Below are 16,860 nucleotides of genomic sequence, written 5' to 3'. Positions count from 1 at the left end.
ACCTCACCCCGATTCTTCCTTGTTTTCCTCTAGTTGTTTTTCTTCGTTCGTTTTTTTGAGCATTTAGTTTTCACTTTCCGCCTTTAGCATTAATAATGATTTTTGGGCAGCTTGCTGCTCTGCTTCTTTCTTGGAACGACCCATACCTGTTCCAAGTTCTCGATTATTTAAAAAGACTTGTGAAATAAACTCTCTATTGTGTGCGGGTCCTTTTTCAAGCAATATTTTATACTCGATTGTTCCAACAGCATCTCTTTGTACATATTCTTGTAGTTGACTTTTAAAATCCATCACATGAGAAAAAGCACCGTTATTAATTTTCGGGAAAATAACTTCCTCTAAAAATGCTACCACTGAATCCAATCCTTGGTCTAAATATAAAGCACCAATAAACGCTTCAAATACATCAGCTAGCAGCGCTGGTCTCGTTCTTCCCCCAGTCATTTCCTCTCCTTTGCCTAAGAGCACATACTTGCCAAAGGAAAGTTCATTAGCAAAGGAAACAAGCGATGGTTCACACACGATTGCAGCCCGCAATTTAGTCAGCTCTCCTTCGCTCATCATCGGAAATTTGTTGAAGAGAAATTTAGATACCGTTAATTCTAGAACGGCATCCCCAAGAAATTCTAATCTTTCGTTATCTTCATGTGGTTTTCTTCGATGCTCATTCACATATGATGAATGGGTAAAAGCCTGCTTCAATAATTTTTCATTCGTAAAATGAATCCCCAATTTTTCTTGGAGTTCCTTCATTTTTTTCTCATTTGGTCGAACAGTTCTTTTGTCTTTTCGATTGCCTCGCATTTTGCATCCACCTTAGCACTAAGTTTACAATTCATTTCAAGTTTAAGTAAAAAAGATAAAAAACGCAAAGAAACTTGGAAAGTTTTTTCTCTCCAAGCCTTTTCTATTACAGAAATCGGGCTACCACTAGGGGGCTAACCCCACTTCACATAAGAAAAACTATTTCTATCCTTTTATGCGTCAATAAACGCTGTATTTGTTATTCTTTTGAACGAATCCATATCTGTCCGTCCAATAACTCATATTTCGCCTATAATAATAGGTATTTAGTTATTAGTATACATCAAACAAACAGATATTGTCATCTATTCTTAGGGCCATTTTCATAATGGATTTTCCTGATATTTCCTCAGTCATAGAATATACATAAATCACCGCTAATATACAAAATTAAAAGCCCCGTTGCAACGGAGCTTTTAAACACTGATTAGCGATTACTTATGTAATTCACAGCATCACCAACTGTAGAAATCTTTTCAGCATCGTCGTCAGAAATTTCCATATCAAACTCATCTTCTAATTCCATAACAAGTTCAACTACATCAAGAGAGTCAGCGCCTAAATCATCTTTGAAAGAAGCCTCTAAAGTTACTTCTGATTCTTCTACGCCAAGACGATCTACAACGATTTTTGTTACACGCTCTAATACATCTGCCATTTATTTCACCTCCCCTCAAATGCATTATAGAGTATTTTAACGAAATAATAAATGAGAACTTTATCTGATGTTTATTCTCTTACTATTCGCATTTTTCCCTTTGTTTAGGAAAGATTACATATACATTCCACCATCAATATGCAATGTTTGCCCTGTAATATAGCTGCTCTCATCAGAAGCTAAAAAGACAACAGCATTAGCAATATCTTCTGGTTTACCAAATTGACCTAAGGGAATTTGCGTAAGCATGCCATTTTTCACTTCTTCTGTCAGTTTATCCGTCATATCTGTTGTAATAAATCCAGGAGCAATCGCATTTACCGTAATATTACGCTGAGCAAGTTCTTTCGCAGTTGTTTTTGTAAAACCAATCACACCTGCTTTTGCTGCAACATAATTAGCTTGACCAGGGTTTCCTGTCACACCAACAATGGAAGTAATGTTTATTATTCTCCCTTTTCTTTGCTTCATCATTGGTCTTGTTACTGCTTTCGTGCAGAGGAACACACCTTTAAGATTGGTATTAATAACATCGTCCCACTCTGAATCCTTCATACGCATTAATAAATTATCTCTTGTAATTCCAGCATTATTCACCAAAATATCCAGACTGCCAAACGCGTCTAACACTTCTTTCATCATCGCATTTACAGCATCACTATCGGATACATCACATTGAATGCTCATTGCTTTTCTTCCTAAAGCTTCGATTTCCTTCACTACTTCATTGGCACGATCTACACTTCCTGCATAGTTAACAACAACATCCGCACCTTGCTTTGCTAACTCAAGTGCAATCGATTTACCAATTCCTCGAGATGCTCCAGTGACAACAGCAACTTTACCAGCTAATTTCACTTACATATCCCCCTTTAATTCTTCTGCAACTTTACTACTTGTTTCCATATCGTTTACAGCATATACTTTTGCTTTTCGATCAATTTTCTTGATTAAACCGGAAAGAACTTTGCCAGGTCCAATTTCAATAAATGTATCTACTCCTAAATCAAGCATTTTGCGAACGGAATCTTCCCAAAGGACAGATGAATACAATTGCTCCACTAGCTTTGCTTTTATTTCTGCATGATCTTGAATTGGAGCTGCCGTTACATTAGCAATGACAGGAATTTTTGCATCTGTTAATTGCAATCCGTCTAGTACGGAAGCAAATTTTTCCGCTGCAGGTTTCATTAACTCTGAATGGAATGGACCACTTACTTCCAGAGGGATTGCCCGCTTTGCGCCTGCTTCCTTCGCTTTTTCTCCCGCTAATTCAACACCCTTTGTAGTGCCTGAGATCACAATTTGTCCAGGACAATTAAGATTAGCCAACTGTACAGAATTGCCTGCATCTGAAATCTCTTGTGTGACCGCAGTTAATTTCTCTCTTTCTAACCCTAGCACAGCGGCCATTGCTCCTTCGCCTGCTGGAACTGCTTCTTGCATATATTCTCCACGCTTGCGAACTGCAAATACAGCCTCTTCAAAAGACAGCACACCTGCTGCCACTAACGCTGAATACTCACCTAAACTATGGCCAGCAACAAAATCTGGCTGTATATTAAACTGCTTAAAGTGTTCTAAAATAGCGATGCTTGTTGTAAGTAAAGCTGGCTGTGTATTATGGGTAAGCGTAAGCTCTTCCTTTGGCCCTTCAAAAATTAAGTCTGTTAAAGAAAAGTTTAATTTTTGATCCGCTTTTTTAAATACATTTGCTGCCGGTTCAAATTGTTCAAATAAACCTTTTCCCATTCCGACTGCTTGTGAGCCTTGACCTGGAAAAACAAAAGCAATTTTACTCATTTATTTTTACTCTCCTTTTCTTCCCATTAGAAGTGGAATTCACCATATCTGTCTCAATTTATTCTACATTGCTCTCCATTGCATTCTTTATTTGAGCGACTACACCTGATTGCACAAACTCTCTAGTTTGTCTGATTGCACTAAATATCGCTTGACTATCAGACGAACCATGAGCCTTGATAACAGGGGCATTTAAACCGAATAAAGCAGCTCCACCATACTCTGAATAATCTAACTTATTTTTAATCTGCTTTAGATTAGGCTTCAAGACGGCAGCAGCCATTTTGGAAGTAAAGCTGCTCATTAACTCGGCCTTAATCATTTTAAACATAGACATCGCTGTTCCCTCGACCGTTTTTAAAATCATATTTCCTGTAAAACCATCTGTCACAGCAACATCACATACTCCATCAAGCAAATCACGTGCTTCCACATTTCCGATGAAATGAATATTGGTGCTTTGGAGAAGTTCAAAGGTTTTCTTTGTTAACTCATTCCCCTTTTTCTCTTCTGTTCCAATGTTCAATAAGCCGACTCTTGGTTTAGCAACTCCTCTTACTTTTTCGGAATAGATGCTTCCCATCATGGCATATTGAACTAAGTTTTCAGGCTTAGCGTCTACATTTGCACCAACATCAAGTAAAAGGAAGCCCTCTCCACTGATCGTCGGCAAGGTTGGTGCTAATGCTGGACGGTCAATTCCCTCCATTCTACCAACAACGAATAATCCAGTTGCCATTAAGGCACCTGTATTTCCTGCTGATATGAACGCATCTGCTCTTCCCTCTTTTACTTCTGTAGCACCAAGGACCATACTAGCTGTTTTTTTCCGGCGTACTGCTCTTACTGGTTCATCTGTTGCTAAAATTTGCTCTTCTGTATGTAAAATATCAATTCGTTCTTTATTGGTTAGAAAAGATTGAATCTGTTTTTCATCCCCAACAAGAAGTATCTCTAGGTCTGAAAAAGTTTCAATTGCTTTTTGGGCACCAATAACTATTTCCTTTGGGGCATTGTCTCCCCCCATTGCATCCATTGCAATTTTCATCATATTGATTACTCCTTTATCTTTTGGCACGGTACATATCAAATTCGCCTTTAAAAACTAATTCTGTGTTCACATAACTATTCACTTCTACTGTTGTTCTGCCGGTCATACTATCTATATGCTTTACTTTTGCTTTGGCAATAATTCGTTCACCTAATTTAACCGATCTCGTAAAATGAATATTTGCTTTTGCTGTTAATGCTAGCTCATCGTTAATCAGGGCAACTGCAAGAGAATTCGCTTGTGCAAAAAGATGATGTCCCCTTGCAATGCCATTTCTTTTAAAAACATGCTCTTCTTTCACTTCAAAGATAGATATAGCTGAACTATCTAATTCCATATCGATTATTTCACCAATGACTTCTTCGATAGGCAATGCTTTCACTTCGTCTTCAAGTGATTGTTTGGCGACATTTTTAATGCGCTCTCTAAGCTCTGGAATGGATAGTTCTAACCGATCTAGTCTTATCGTCTGTACACTAACAGAGAATTTTTCCGCCAATTCCTCGTCTGTAATAAATGGAGTTTCCTTGATTGTCTCCACTAAAAGCTCTTGACGTTCTCTTTTGTTCCTCTTCATTTATTCACACCACCGCACTATTAAGACTAGGTACTAATAGTAGTATATAATTTATACAATGGGATTGCAAGCCGAAGTTTTGTTCTAACTACTGGTGAATAAAAACGTAAACCTTGAGCATGAATCCCCTGCCCTATCTTTTCGGCTCTACGAGAAGGGGCTTTACTATTACTATGTTGTCTGTAGTGTATTCAAGCTAGTTTAGGCTTCTTCTCTCTATATAAAAAAGCAAGTCAAAATACTTACACTTGTTTTATTTACTAGAAAATATCTTGTGATTAATCTAGCTTTTCTCCGTTAAGGACCCCTGTTTCTTTTAAAGTATCTCTTAGCGCTTTGTAGTCATCATTTTGCCAGAATGCAGTTGACTCGATTAGGATAGCAGCGTCATTTCTGGCTGTTTCCAAGATGCGATAATCGTGTATCATATCACCCATTTTGAATTCAGGTAGACCACTTTGTTTTTTCCCAAAAAAATCTCCTGGTCCTCTTAATTCTAGATCCTTTTCACTTAACACGAACCCATCGCTCGTTTCCGTCATAATTTTCATTCGTTCTTTTCCAACATCTGTTTTGGGATCGGCGATTAATACACAGTAAGACTGAGCATCCCCTCGCCCTACTCTTCCTCTAAGCTGATGAAGCTGTGATAACCCAAAACGTTCTGCATCATATACGAGCATAAATGTCGCATTTGGTACATTAACTCCGACTTCAACAACCGTTGTACTTACAAGCACTTGGATTTCATTTTGGCTGAACTGTTTCATCATATTATCTTTCTCTTCTGGATGCAGTTTTCCGTGCATAAGCCCAACATTGTATCTGCCTTGGAAAAAGGTAGATAACATTGCATGCACATCGATTGCATTTTGAACATCCAGCTTTTCGGATTCCTCGATTAATGGACAAATTACATATGCTTGTCTTCCTTGATGAAGTTCTTTTTCCATAAACTGCAGGATTCTTGTTAACATATCATGCTTTACCCAATATGTTTCGATATTTTTTCGCCCTGCTGGCATTTCATCGATAATACTGACGTCCATCTCACCAAATACCGTGATGGCAAGTGTTCGTGGAATTGGGGTCGCCGTCATAAACAGAACATCTGGATTTTCCCCCTTCTCCCGCAGTACTCTTCTTTGTTCCACACCAAAGCGGTGCTGTTCATCTGTAATGACTAATCCTAATGATTGGAATACTACATCATCTTGGATCAATGCATGTGTCCCTATCAAAATATCGATTTTTCCTTCTTTTAATTGGGATAGTAATTCTTTTCTTTTTTTACCTTTAACAGAACTTGTTAACAAACCACATACTACTCCAAATTCTGAAAAAATCTGATGCAATGAATCTGCATGTTGCTCTGCCAGGATTTCTGTCGGTGCCATTAGCGCACCTTGATTGCCAGAAAGGATCGAAGCATATAACACAATCGCAGCCACAATTGTTTTTCCTGATCCTACATCCCCTTGCAGTAAACGATTCATTCGCACCTCTGCTTTCATATCTGTGAGAATTTCGTTTACTACCCTTTTTTGAGCATTTGTCAACGGAAAAGGAAGTGCCTCGATGAAAGTGGTTAGTTTTTCAAGGGAATATTGCTGGCTTTTACCACCAGAATGTTCTCTTTCGTATTTTCTTAAGGCACTCATTTTTAATTGAAACAAAAGAAATTCCTCATACACAAAACGTCTTCTAGCTTGCGTTAAATCCTCTCTCTTTTCAGGAAAATGGATAATCTTGAGTGCTTCCTTCCGGGGCAGCAAACGATATTTCGTTAACATTGAAGAAGGAAAATTCTCTTCGATTAATTCTCCATATTGATTTAAAGCAGTGGATATATATTTACGTAAATTTTTTACGGTCATATTCCCTTTTACAGCATAGACTGGTTCGAATAAATGCCCCTTTTGATTACTGCCAATTTGCAAATGGTTTGCTGTTATGGTTTGGCGGTGCTGATCCCATTTCCCTGTTACCGTAATCAATTCTTGCACAGCTAATTTACTTTTTAAATAGGGCTGGTTAAAAAATACAACCGTAATTAAGTACTGTTCGACTAATAGCTTTATTGTTAATCTAGATTTCTTTCTTCCATAAAAAATAAGGGAGGGTTCACTATGAACCTTCCCTTCTACCGTCACTTTTTCTTCATGCTTTATTTCTTCGAGGTTTTTCAGACGATAATCCTCATAGCGATAAGGAAAATATTCTAGCAAATCATTAATCTTATGAATATTCATTTCTTCTAACTGTTTTTTTGTTTCGGGTCCAACCCCTTTTAAATGTTCGACGGATAGTTGTAAAGACTCATTCACTTATTTGCGGCAGCTGCACTACCAAAGATTTCGGCTTCTAACCTGCGGCCTGTCGGTGTTGCTGCCAACCCTCCCCGTGCTGTTTCTTTAAGCGCTGTAGGCATTGCCTGACCAATGCGATACATGCTATCAATTACTTCATCACATGGTATACGACTTTTAATACCTGCCAAAGCCATATCAGCAGCAATCATCGCATTCGCTGCTCCCATTGCATTTCGTTTTACACAAGGAACTTCTACTAAGCCGGCAACTGGATCACAAACAAGACCGAGCATATTCTTTAACGTGATAGCCATCGCATGTGCTGATTGTTCTGGTGTTCCTCCTGCCATTTCTACAATTGCCGCTGCAGCCATTCCAGCAGCCGAGCCAACTTCCGCTTGGCATCCCCCTGCAGCACCTGAGATGGAGGCATTATTTGCCACAACAAAACCAAATGCACCAGACGTGAAAAGGAATGCAATCATTTGCTCTCTTGTAGGATTCAGTTTATTTTGTACAGCAAATAACGTACCAGGTACTACTCCTGCTGAACCTGCTGTTGGTGTTGCACATATCATTCCCATAGCAGCATTTACTTCATTTGTCGCAACAGCTTTACTTACTGCGTCTAGAATGATCTCTCCGGAAAGAAATTGACCTTTCTTAATATAGTTTTGGAGAAGCACCGCATCTCCACCAGTTAATCCAGAATGGGATACAACTCCATTTAACCCTCTTTCAACAGCTTGCTCCATTACCTGAAGATTCGTTTCCATTTGACCAATAATTTCTTGTCTTGTTTTTCCTGTTACTTGCATTTCTTGTTCTATCATTATTTCGGAAATCGGTAAATTTCTAGTCGTTGCTATTTCTACCAATTCTGCTACATTACGAAACATATTTACCCCTCCCTTTATTCCACGATTGTTGTAACTTTTTCAATTGAATCTAACTCTTCAAGCTCTTTTAAAATGGATTCTTCTATATTTTGATCGACCTCAATTGTCATTAAAGCCAGTTTTCCTTTTTCTTTACGACTAACTTCCATATGACCAATATTAATTTCGTATTTAGCCAATACATTGGCCACTTTCGCAATTGCACCAAATCGGTCATTATGAACAACTAATATCGCAGGATGATGACCAGAAAGCTTTAATTGGAAGCCATTTAACTCGGTGATTTCTATTTTCCCACCGCCAATAGAAATACCAACTAGCTCCATTTCTCCGTCTTCATCCCCCAAATGAATTTTTGCTGTATTAGGATGTTCTGGGATCGCTTCTTCTATATGAAAGTTTACTTGGATTCCATGCTGTTCTGCAATTTCTAAGGAGTCTTTAATTCGCTCATCAAAGGTATCAAAATCAAGAATTCCCCCAATTATCGCTACATCTGTTCCATGGCCTTTATATGTTTCAGCAAATGAACCATAAAAATGAATGTTTATCCATTTTGGTTCTCTTTCAAAAAGGTTACGCGCCACTCTGCCAATCCTTGCCGCACCTGCTGTATGGGAACTGGATGGACCAATCATGACTGGACCAATAATATCAAAAACGCTTTTAAATTTCATGGATTTGTCTCTCCTTAAATGGCCAAAAGTCAAAATGATATTTCTTTAACATAATACTGGGTATAAATTGATTACACTATATAATATCATACTATATTAATATATGGTTCTAATTCTTATTCTTCGATAGAAAATAGCTAATTTTGATTAGGAAAGTGTGAAGGGTTGAGGGGATATATCGAAGTTTTCTTCCTGCATAACTTTTGTTATCGTGCATCTGTTCCTTTTTTCTCTTCACTATACTTTAATAAGCACTGACACTTCCTCTCTGTTACCCATTGCATCTATTCCTCCTCAAAAAAGGGAACAAACAGCAGAAGGCCCCTCCCATTCCATCCACTATCCCCTTTAAAACACAAAAAGGCATGCCTCCATATATACAGGCACACCCTTTTAAAATACTATTATTCAATAGAAAAAATAAAGGAATACAGTGGTTGTTTTCCATCATGAACTTCTACTTCCACATCTTCAAAATTGTCTTCAATAAAAGATACAAGCGTTTCAACCTCTTCTTCCGTCGCTTCTTCTCCCTTAATTATCGTTACAATTTCTGAATCCTCATCAATCATGGATTTTAAAAGTTCCATTGCAGATTCTGTTTTATCTTTGCTTTTTACAATGATTTTTCCTTCTGCAAGTCCCATAAAGTCGCCTGTTTCAATCTCTAACCCATCAATACTTGTATCTCTGACTGCATACGTAATTTGACCAGTTTTCACATGTTCAAGCGCCGCTTTCATATTCTTCTCATTTGTTGCTAAATCACTAGAAGGATTAAAAGCAAGTAAAGCTGACATTCCTTGAGGAACCGTTTTAGAAGAGATAACCACAACCTCTTGTTCTAATACGTCAGCTGCTTGTTCTGCTGCCATAATAATATTTTTATTATTTGGTAAAATAAAGACCTTTTTCGCATTGATATGTTGTACAGCATTAACAATATCTTCCGTGCTTGGATTCATTGTTTGACCGCCCTCAATAACATAATGAGCACCGATACTTCTGAAAAGATCTGCAATTCCGCTTCCCATCGAAACTGTTACAATCCCATACTCTTTTTGTTCTTCCAGGGAATGAGCATTATTTACTTCCTCTTTTTCTGCTGCATCCACTAAGCTGCTATGCTGTTCACGCATATTTTCAATCTTCATTTTTACCAAATTACCGTATTTTTGTCCAAATGTTAATACTTCACCAGGCTGATTGGAGTGAATATGAATTTTCACAATTTCATCATCCGCAATTACAAGTAATGAATCTCCATATTTGCTTAACGCTTGTCTGAAGTCATCTTCTGAAAACGGCTTATTCCCTAACTTTTCTTGCTCTAAACGAACCATAAATTCTGTGCAGTAGCCAAATTCAATATCCTCTGTATTGATATAACTGTGAACATTTTTATGATGTTCTGCATTTACCAATTCATTCATAGAAACAACATTTTGCACAGCGTCTGGAAGTTTTTCACCCTTTAGCTCTGCAAGAAACCCTTCATATACAAATACTAGACCTTGCCCACCACTATCAACGACGCCTACTTCTTTTAACACAGGCAGAAGTTCAGGTGTTCTGTTTAAAGAAGCTCTTGCTTCTTTTACTGTATCCTCCATGATAACAATGATATCATCATTTTTTTCGGCAGATTGAACCGCTTTCTTTGCAGCATCTTTTGCAACTGTAAGAATCGTTCCTTCTACCGGCTTCATTACTGCTTTATATGCTGTTTCCACACCGAATTGTAAGGCATCCGCAAATTCTTTTCCAGTTATCGTCTCTTTTTGCTCAATATGCTTAGAAAACCCTCGAAATAATTGAGAAAGAATAACCCCTGAATTCCCTCTGGCTCCCATTAATAAACCTCGCGATAATGAGGTTCCAACTTTACCGATATGTGATTGAATATTCTTTTGAACTTCCTTTGCACCTGAAGTCATCGATAAATTCATATTCGTTCCTGTATCTCCATCTGGCACTGGAAAGACATTTAACGCATCTACATATTTAGCATTAGAGGACAAATGGTTTGCTCCTTGTATTACCATTTCGGCAAATCGCTTTCCTTCTAAAACTGTAATTGACACTGTGTTTCCTCCTCTACTACGGGTTCGTCACACGAACTCCCTGAACGTAAATATTAACCGAGTCAACGGCAAGTCCAACTGTCTTATTGAGTGTGTATTTTACTTTTGATTGAACATTGTGCGCAACCTCGGAGATTTTCGTTCCGTAACTTACAATGATATACATATCAATATGTACTTCTTCTTCAACTTTTCGAACGATTACACCACGTGTAAAGTTTTCTTTTCGCAAAATATCTGTTAAACCGTCTTTAATTTGATTTTTCGACGCCATTCCAACGATACCGTAGCAGTCTACTGCTGCTCCACCTGCGATTGTAGCGATAACTTCTGTAGATATATCAATTTGTCCGAAATTCGTTTTTAGTTCAATGGACATGAGTTTTCCCCCTTTGGAATTGCTCCTTGACTACTGACATTTTACTATAACCAAAACTTTTTTGAAAGCTATAGTTAAAAAGCTTATTATTATTATATAACAAAATAACACTTCTATTAAAGCATTGGGATAAATTCAGAAAACAGCTACTTGTTTTACTATTCCCATAAAGTCTTGAGATAAACTGATCTGTTCAGTAAAGAAATACATGTCAAGGAAATTTTCTTGAAAGCTTTTCATCCAACTATTGCATTCATTTAAGTTGTATGATAAATTATTAAGGTATCTGTAACGAGGATTATTTAGCAGACTATAAGTAAATTGCTATCTATGACTTTTCAAACTCATTTTAATGGGTTTCTGTAATAAGGAGGGAAATATACATGCCACGTAAATGTGTTATCACTGGAAGAAAAACAACTACAGGTAATGCTCGTTCCCATGCAATGAACGCTAACAAACGTACTTGGGGAGCTAACCTTCAAAAGGTTCGTATTTTAGTAGACGGTAAACCTAAACGTGTTTGGGTTTCTGCTAGAGCATTAAGATCTGGTAAAGTAGAACGCGTTTAATCAGATCGCAATAAAAAAGGACATGTCACATGTCCTTTTTTATTTTGTCTCCAAACAACATTCAAAAGCGTATACATAAGTGAGTCTTCGAAGATCCCCGCCTCATAGTGAAAGGTTGTCTTTACTAAAAAAATTCGCAGAATCTTTCGTTAGTCCTTTTTGAAGGTTCCTAACATTGCTCGGACAAGTCCTCCTAAAAATTTCGGCAATTTAATGGTATAGAATCTCATGAATACTGTCCCTCCTTAATCAATAAACATCGCTAGCACTTCCATATCCTATTCAGATTAAATAAATTAGTACCATCATTTATCAGATTTTAATCACAACTTCTTATTACCATTAATATGCCTTCATCAAAGGAAAAAGTACCAGTTTCTCGAATTAGTTCATTACTAATGCACAATGTGCTGCTAGCAGGAAGATTTCTCCTTACTAAAGGGTATTTAAAACCTTCTAAAGATAGACCTACAATCTTTGTACTATATGGGAAAAATGAAATATATTTATATTCCTCCAGTTTTTTTACCGTATAAGACCCTGCTTGTACAACAGATACGCTGTTTTGTTTATCGATTATTTCTAGTTGAATCTTCTTATTGTCTAGCGCTTCTCGTAATAGCAGGTGAAGATTAGCTATTGTATGGTCGAGTCTCCCCCCTGTCGCACCAAATAACCGAATCGTCGTTGCACCTTCTTTAATAGCCCATAAAAGAGCAAGTTCCATGTCTGTTTCGTCTTTTTCTGGCTTAAAACGTTTAATAATACCTGTTTTTTCTTCCATCGCCTGCAGTTCTGTTTCCGAAATAGAATCAAAGTCACCAAAAGCTGCATAAATCGGCAGGGATCTTTCGATTAAATACATAACCCCTCTATCCACACCAATCCAGCAAATATCTTTCGGATAGTTATCTAACTGAGGAATATACTGCTTTGGTCCTCCAGCCATAATATGAACAATCATGTTTCTCCTCCTCTTATTACTTTTCTATACAAAAATACAGATCCTTTTTTATATGCCTTTGTTTTCTTTATCTACGTTGATTACTAATCAATCCAGATAAAAGTCCAAACGGCTATATAGAAAGAATCTGCTTTAAGGCTGCAAATACAAAATAAGTAAAAGTCTATCTAAGTGTAATTCCAAGAATTCTATCGCTTTTAGGTGCATATGCCCGGTCTCCACATCTCTGTCCAAGCTCATGCAAATGGAATATAGAATTCTCTCCTATTCATAAAACGCTGTTTTTTTAACAATTCAGCAACTAATACTTCGGTTTTCGATCTCTAATTTCTTGTAAGAAATCTTTGTAGTGCTCATAACGATAAGTTGGAATTTGATTATTTTCTACCGCTTCTTTCACTGCGCATTTTGGTTCTGAAAGATGAAGACAGCCCCTAAACTTACAGTTTTCGCTTGTTTTTTCTATTTCAGGAAAACAATAATTCAAATCTTCTCCTTCAATTTCTAGAAACTCCAGTGAACTAAAACCTGGTGTATCTGCGACAAGTCCATCTCCAATTGAGATAAGCTCTACATGTCTTGTTGTATGCTTTCCTCTTCCTAAACTGGCAGAAATTTCATTTGTCTTTAAGTCTAAATCAGGTCTAATTACATTTAACAAAGAAGACTTTCCTACTCCCGATTGTCCGGCAAATACCGAAATCTTATCCTTTAAATAAGGCAATAGCTGTTCTATGCCCGCTTCGGTTTCAGAAGAGGTTAAAATGACAGGATACCCTACAGCTTCATATTGCGCTGCGTACTCCTTCATTTTTTCAACCTCCTCACTACTTGCTAAATCCATTTTTGTTATACAGATTACTGGGTCAATTCTATTGTATTCAATTAATACGAGAAAACGATCCAATAGCGCGGTGCTAAAATCTGGCTCCACACTAGAAAAGACAAGAATGGCTTGATCCACATTGGCAATCGGCGGTCTTACTAATTCATTTTTTCTTTCGTTGACTTCTAAAATATAGCCATCTGTTTCATTCTCTGCTTGAAAAACGACTTCATCGCCTACTAAAGGGGTTATCTTGTTTTTTCGAAATACACCTCTACCGCGACACTGTATTAATTGACCCTCACTTAATACATAATAAAATCCACTTAACGCTTTAATAATTTTGCCTTTAGGCATAAATATAACGCTCCTTACTTACTTTCGCTCACTAATAAAAGTTCTAGTATGTTTCTAAAAACTATTTTAAAACCGACAGCTTATTAGAAAATACCTACTTAAAGAGCATTCCCTCTCTTGCTAAATTCAAACCAATTACTAGTTAGGATAAGGAACCTCTTCATCAAGGATGACTACACTGTCAATCTGCACTCGATAATATCCTTTTTGCCCTTCAGGAATTTGCAGATAGATTGTCTTTTTAGTATTTTCGGTAATCGTAAATGTTTCAGCTGGTTCTGTCATACTATTATTAAAATCACCAATATATATTCTTACTGTTTGTTCGACTGGCTTCCCATCGGCAGTCATTTCAGTCGGTTCATATGGAATCGATATTTCTCTCATTACTTCTTTCGGTTGTACTTCTTTTTTTCCTTTAGAAAGAACAACAGTAATTCCAGCACCTTTTTTCAAATTAGTACGAGGTTCAGGCGTTTGGGAAATGACTAGACCTTTTTCCACTGTGTCACTATATTCTTCCTTAAAAGTTACCGTTAAACCAGCATCGCCCACATAGTCATTTACTTCTTTTTTCGTATAATCTGATAAATCTTTGACACTAATTAACTGTGCACCTTTACTTATTGTAAATTCTAATGAAGTTTCACTTGGTACTACTTCCTCTTTTGGCTTAATATTTTGTTCTAATATTGTTCCTGGTTCACTATCATCAAAAACTTCGATAGGATCAATATCTTTAAAATCGAATCCTTCTGATTCTAATAGTTTAACAACATCATCATATTTTCTTCCTACATAATCACTTAACACGACCGTCTCTTTTCCAAGACTTTCATAGATCGTAATTTCTGTCCCTTCTCTTCGCGCGCTGCCTGCACTAGGACTTGTTTTAATAACATGACCTTTTTCTACATCATCACTATTTAAGGTAATAGTATCAGACACTACAAAGCCTTTTTCTTCTAGCGTTGTCTTTGCTTTATCTAATTCTAAACCAGTGACATCAGGAACCACTATATCTTCTGGAGCAAGTAAATCTGGCAGAAAAAATATTACTAGTCCCATTATTAATAGCAAGGCGATAAAGGTTGAAATAATAATGGCAGCAATTTTCTTTCCCTTTTTCTTAGCTTTCTTCTTTTTCTCTTTCTTTACTGGGGCTTCCTTTACCAATGTGTTTCCTTGATCTTCTTTTTCATTTGTATGAACAATCGTCTCATCAAAATTTTTATATAAACCATCATTTGTAATGACCGGAATTGCTTTTGTAGCTTCGTCATCAACGGGTATTGCAAACTTGGGTTCGTCTATTCTCTCTAAATCTAAAGCTGTTTGCAAATCCTCTGACATTTCTTCCATACTATTATATCGATAAAAAGGATCTTTCGCAGTAGCTTTTAAGACGATATTCTCCACGCTTTGCGGGATGGCTTCGTTCCATCTTCTAACACTAGGCGTTTCAGACTGCAAATGTTTTAAAGCAATCGAAACAGCTGATTCGCCAGAAAAAGGCAATCTCCCTGTTAATAATTCAAACATTACAATCCCAAGAGAATAAATGTCAGATTTTTTATTCGCCATTCCACCACGAGCTTGTTCAGGAGATAAATAATGAACAGAACCTAACACAGAATTTGTTTGCGTGATGCTTGTCGCACTTAATGCCATTGCAATTCCAAAATCGGTTACTTTTACTTTTCCTTCTTTATCTATTAAAATATTATGCGGTTTTATATCGCGATGGATAATATTATTTTGATGCGCATGCGCGATTGCAGATGTTATTTGCTGCATAATTGCGATAACTGTCTCTACAGAAAGTGGTGAATTTTTATGTATGTATTGTTTCAGTGTATCGCCTTCCACATATTCCATAACAATATAATAGATGTCTCCTTCTTCTCCAACATCATATATATTGACGACATTCGGATGAGCTAAGCTTGTAGCAGATTGCGCTTCGCGATGAAATCGTTTAATAAACTCCTCATCATTGACATAATCGAGTCTTAGCATCTTCACTGCTACATCTCGATCTAAAATCATGTCATGCGCAAGGTAGACATTTGCCATTCCACCTCCGCCAATCATCTCTAAGACTTTATAACGGCCACTTATTCTTTTTCCAATCATCATTGCCCTTCACCTGCTTGATGACCATCCCCATACTCCAAAATAACGACCGTAATATTATCTTCTCCACCATTTATATTGGCAGTTTCGATTAACGTAGAAGCCTTCTCTTCTAATGTAATCTCTTTTTCAAGAATCTCTTTAATTTGTTGATCCGTTACTTTGTTAGATAGTCCATCAGAACAAATAAATATGATGTCTCCTTCTTCAAACATAATGGTCATCACATCAATATTTAACTGCGCATCTGTTCCAAGTGCTCTCAAGACGACATTTTTTCTGGGATGATGCTCTGCATCCTCTTTCGATATCTGGCCCATACGAACTAATTCATTTACTAAGGAATGATCTTCTGTAATTTGTTTAAAGCCATCTTCATTATAAAGATAGCATCTGCTGTCTCCCACATGAGCAATCGTCGAAAAATTTTCTGTACTGATTACCCCTATAATGGTGGTACCCATGCCTTCACATTCTGGATGGGTGGAAGCATAATCGAAAACATATTGATTGACCTCTAAAATATTGGATTCCAACCAGTTTTCTGCCTCATCTGCTGTTTTAATTTCCTCTACCATTGTCCAAAGTTCTGTCAGTTTCTCAACAGTGAGTGAGCTTGCAACATCACCTGCACGGTGTCCACCCATGCCATCAGCTACGATGGCAAGGCGTTGACCGCTTTTATTTCTAATAATTGCTCCACTATCCTCATTATGTTGTCTAACTTTCCCCTTATCAGTCATAAAAATTTGACTCAAAGG

General features: G+C 37.2%; 17 protein-coding genes. 1 reads left to right on the top strand and 16 read right to left on the bottom strand.

The window, feature by feature from the left end:
- Window positions 1-63 precede the first annotated feature (63 nt).
- The 11 genes from rnc to NSQ89_RS06605 all read right to left on the bottom strand — a co-directional run bounded on the left by rnc (window position 64) and on the right by NSQ89_RS06605 (window position 11,244).
- Window positions 64-804 (bottom strand): ribonuclease III, encoded by a 741-nt coding sequence (gene rnc / locus NSQ89_RS06655; protein WP_047939968.1) that lies wholly within the window; start codon window positions 802-804, stop codon window positions 64-66.
- 427 nt (window positions 805-1,231) lie between these two features.
- Complete coding sequence (locus NSQ89_RS06650) at window positions 1,232-1,462, bottom strand: acyl carrier protein (protein ID WP_016201082.1); 231 nt, start codon at window positions 1,460-1,462, stop codon at window positions 1,232-1,234.
- Between the two features lie 114 nt (window positions 1,463-1,576).
- Complete coding sequence (fabG, locus tag NSQ89_RS06645; protein WP_095321282.1) at window positions 1,577-2,320, bottom strand: 3-oxoacyl-[acyl-carrier-protein] reductase; 744 nt, start codon at window positions 2,318-2,320, stop codon at window positions 1,577-1,579.
- On the bottom strand, window positions 2,321-3,265 hold the full coding sequence (fabD, locus tag NSQ89_RS06640; protein WP_341132385.1) for an ACP S-malonyltransferase: 945 nt from the start codon (window positions 3,263-3,265) through the stop codon (window positions 2,321-2,323).
- A 58-nt stretch (window positions 3,266-3,323) separates the two neighbouring features.
- The gene (gene plsX / locus NSQ89_RS06635) at window positions 3,324-4,313 is read right to left on the bottom strand and encodes a phosphate acyltransferase PlsX (protein ID WP_144544375.1); all 990 of its coding nucleotides are present in this window, start codon (window positions 4,311-4,313) and stop codon (window positions 3,324-3,326) included.
- A 16-nt stretch (window positions 4,314-4,329) separates the two neighbouring features.
- Window positions 4,330-4,893 (bottom strand): transcription factor FapR, encoded by a 564-nt coding sequence (gene fapR, locus NSQ89_RS06630; protein WP_047939965.1) that lies wholly within the window; start codon window positions 4,891-4,893, stop codon window positions 4,330-4,332.
- A 278-nt stretch (window positions 4,894-5,171) separates the two neighbouring features.
- Window positions 5,172-7,220 (bottom strand): ATP-dependent DNA helicase RecG, encoded by a 2,049-nt coding sequence (gene recG / locus NSQ89_RS06625; protein ID WP_047939964.1) that lies wholly within the window; start codon window positions 7,218-7,220, stop codon window positions 5,172-5,174.
- Window positions 7,217-8,104, bottom strand: coding sequence for an L-serine ammonia-lyase, iron-sulfur-dependent, subunit alpha (gene sdaAA, locus NSQ89_RS06620; protein ID WP_047939963.1), 888 nt, complete (start codon window positions 8,102-8,104; stop codon window positions 7,217-7,219). Before sdaAA ends, recG begins: the two co-directional genes overlap by 4 nt.
- 14 nt (window positions 8,105-8,118) lie before the next feature.
- A complete protein-coding gene (gene sdaAB / locus NSQ89_RS06615) occupies window positions 8,119-8,781 on the bottom strand; it encodes an L-serine ammonia-lyase, iron-sulfur-dependent subunit beta (protein WP_047939962.1) in 663 nt (220 codons plus the stop codon).
- Between the two features lie 404 nt (window positions 8,782-9,185).
- Window positions 9,186-10,865, bottom strand: coding sequence for a DAK2 domain-containing protein (locus NSQ89_RS06610; protein ID WP_095257563.1), 1,680 nt, complete (start codon window positions 10,863-10,865; stop codon window positions 9,186-9,188).
- A 16-nt stretch (window positions 10,866-10,881) separates the two neighbouring features.
- A complete protein-coding gene (locus NSQ89_RS06605; protein ID WP_047939960.1) occupies window positions 10,882-11,244 on the bottom strand; it encodes an Asp23/Gls24 family envelope stress response protein in 363 nt (120 codons plus the stop codon).
- Window positions 11,245-11,627: 383 nt separating this feature from the next.
- Between NSQ89_RS06605 and rpmB the strand changes: the two genes are divergently transcribed.
- A complete protein-coding gene (gene rpmB, locus NSQ89_RS06600; RefSeq protein ID WP_016201071.1) occupies window positions 11,628-11,816 on the top strand; it encodes a 50S ribosomal protein L28 in 189 nt (62 codons plus the stop codon).
- A gap of 149 nt (window positions 11,817-11,965) precedes the next feature.
- Here rpmB and spoVM read toward each other — a convergent pair whose 3' ends face one another.
- From spoVM to NSQ89_RS06575, 5 genes are all read right to left on the bottom strand, one after another.
- Window positions 11,966-12,046: a stage V sporulation protein SpoVM gene (gene spoVM / locus NSQ89_RS06595; protein ID WP_016201070.1), complete on the bottom strand. Its 81-nt coding sequence runs from the start codon at window positions 12,044-12,046 to the stop codon at window positions 11,966-11,968.
- Window positions 12,047-12,135: 89 nt separating this feature from the next.
- Complete coding sequence (locus tag NSQ89_RS06590; protein WP_047939959.1) at window positions 12,136-12,780, bottom strand: thiamine diphosphokinase; 645 nt, start codon at window positions 12,778-12,780, stop codon at window positions 12,136-12,138.
- A 301-nt stretch (window positions 12,781-13,081) separates the two neighbouring features.
- Window positions 13,082-13,963 (bottom strand): ribosome small subunit-dependent GTPase A, encoded by an 882-nt coding sequence (gene rsgA / locus NSQ89_RS06585; protein WP_047939958.1) that lies wholly within the window; start codon window positions 13,961-13,963, stop codon window positions 13,082-13,084.
- A 138-nt stretch (window positions 13,964-14,101) separates the two neighbouring features.
- Entirely contained in the window at window positions 14,102-16,102 is a 2,001-nt protein-coding gene (gene pknB, locus NSQ89_RS06580; protein WP_341132384.1) for a Stk1 family PASTA domain-containing Ser/Thr kinase, read from the bottom strand.
- On the bottom strand, window positions 16,099-16,857 hold the full coding sequence (locus NSQ89_RS06575; protein ID WP_095257564.1) for a Stp1/IreP family PP2C-type Ser/Thr phosphatase: 759 nt from the start codon (window positions 16,855-16,857) through the stop codon (window positions 16,099-16,101). The genes pknB and NSQ89_RS06575 overlap by 4 nt, the downstream gene beginning before the upstream one ends.
- Window positions 16,858-16,860 lie beyond the last annotated feature (3 nt).

This window comes from Niallia sp. FSL R7-0648, from assembly GCF_038007005.1.
GTDB classification, from domain to species: domain Bacteria; phylum Bacillota; class Bacilli; order Bacillales; family Cytobacillaceae; genus Niallia; species Niallia circulans.
The sequence above is the reverse complement of the archived record's forward strand: the minus strand, read 5'-3'. Positions and strand labels throughout refer to the sequence as shown.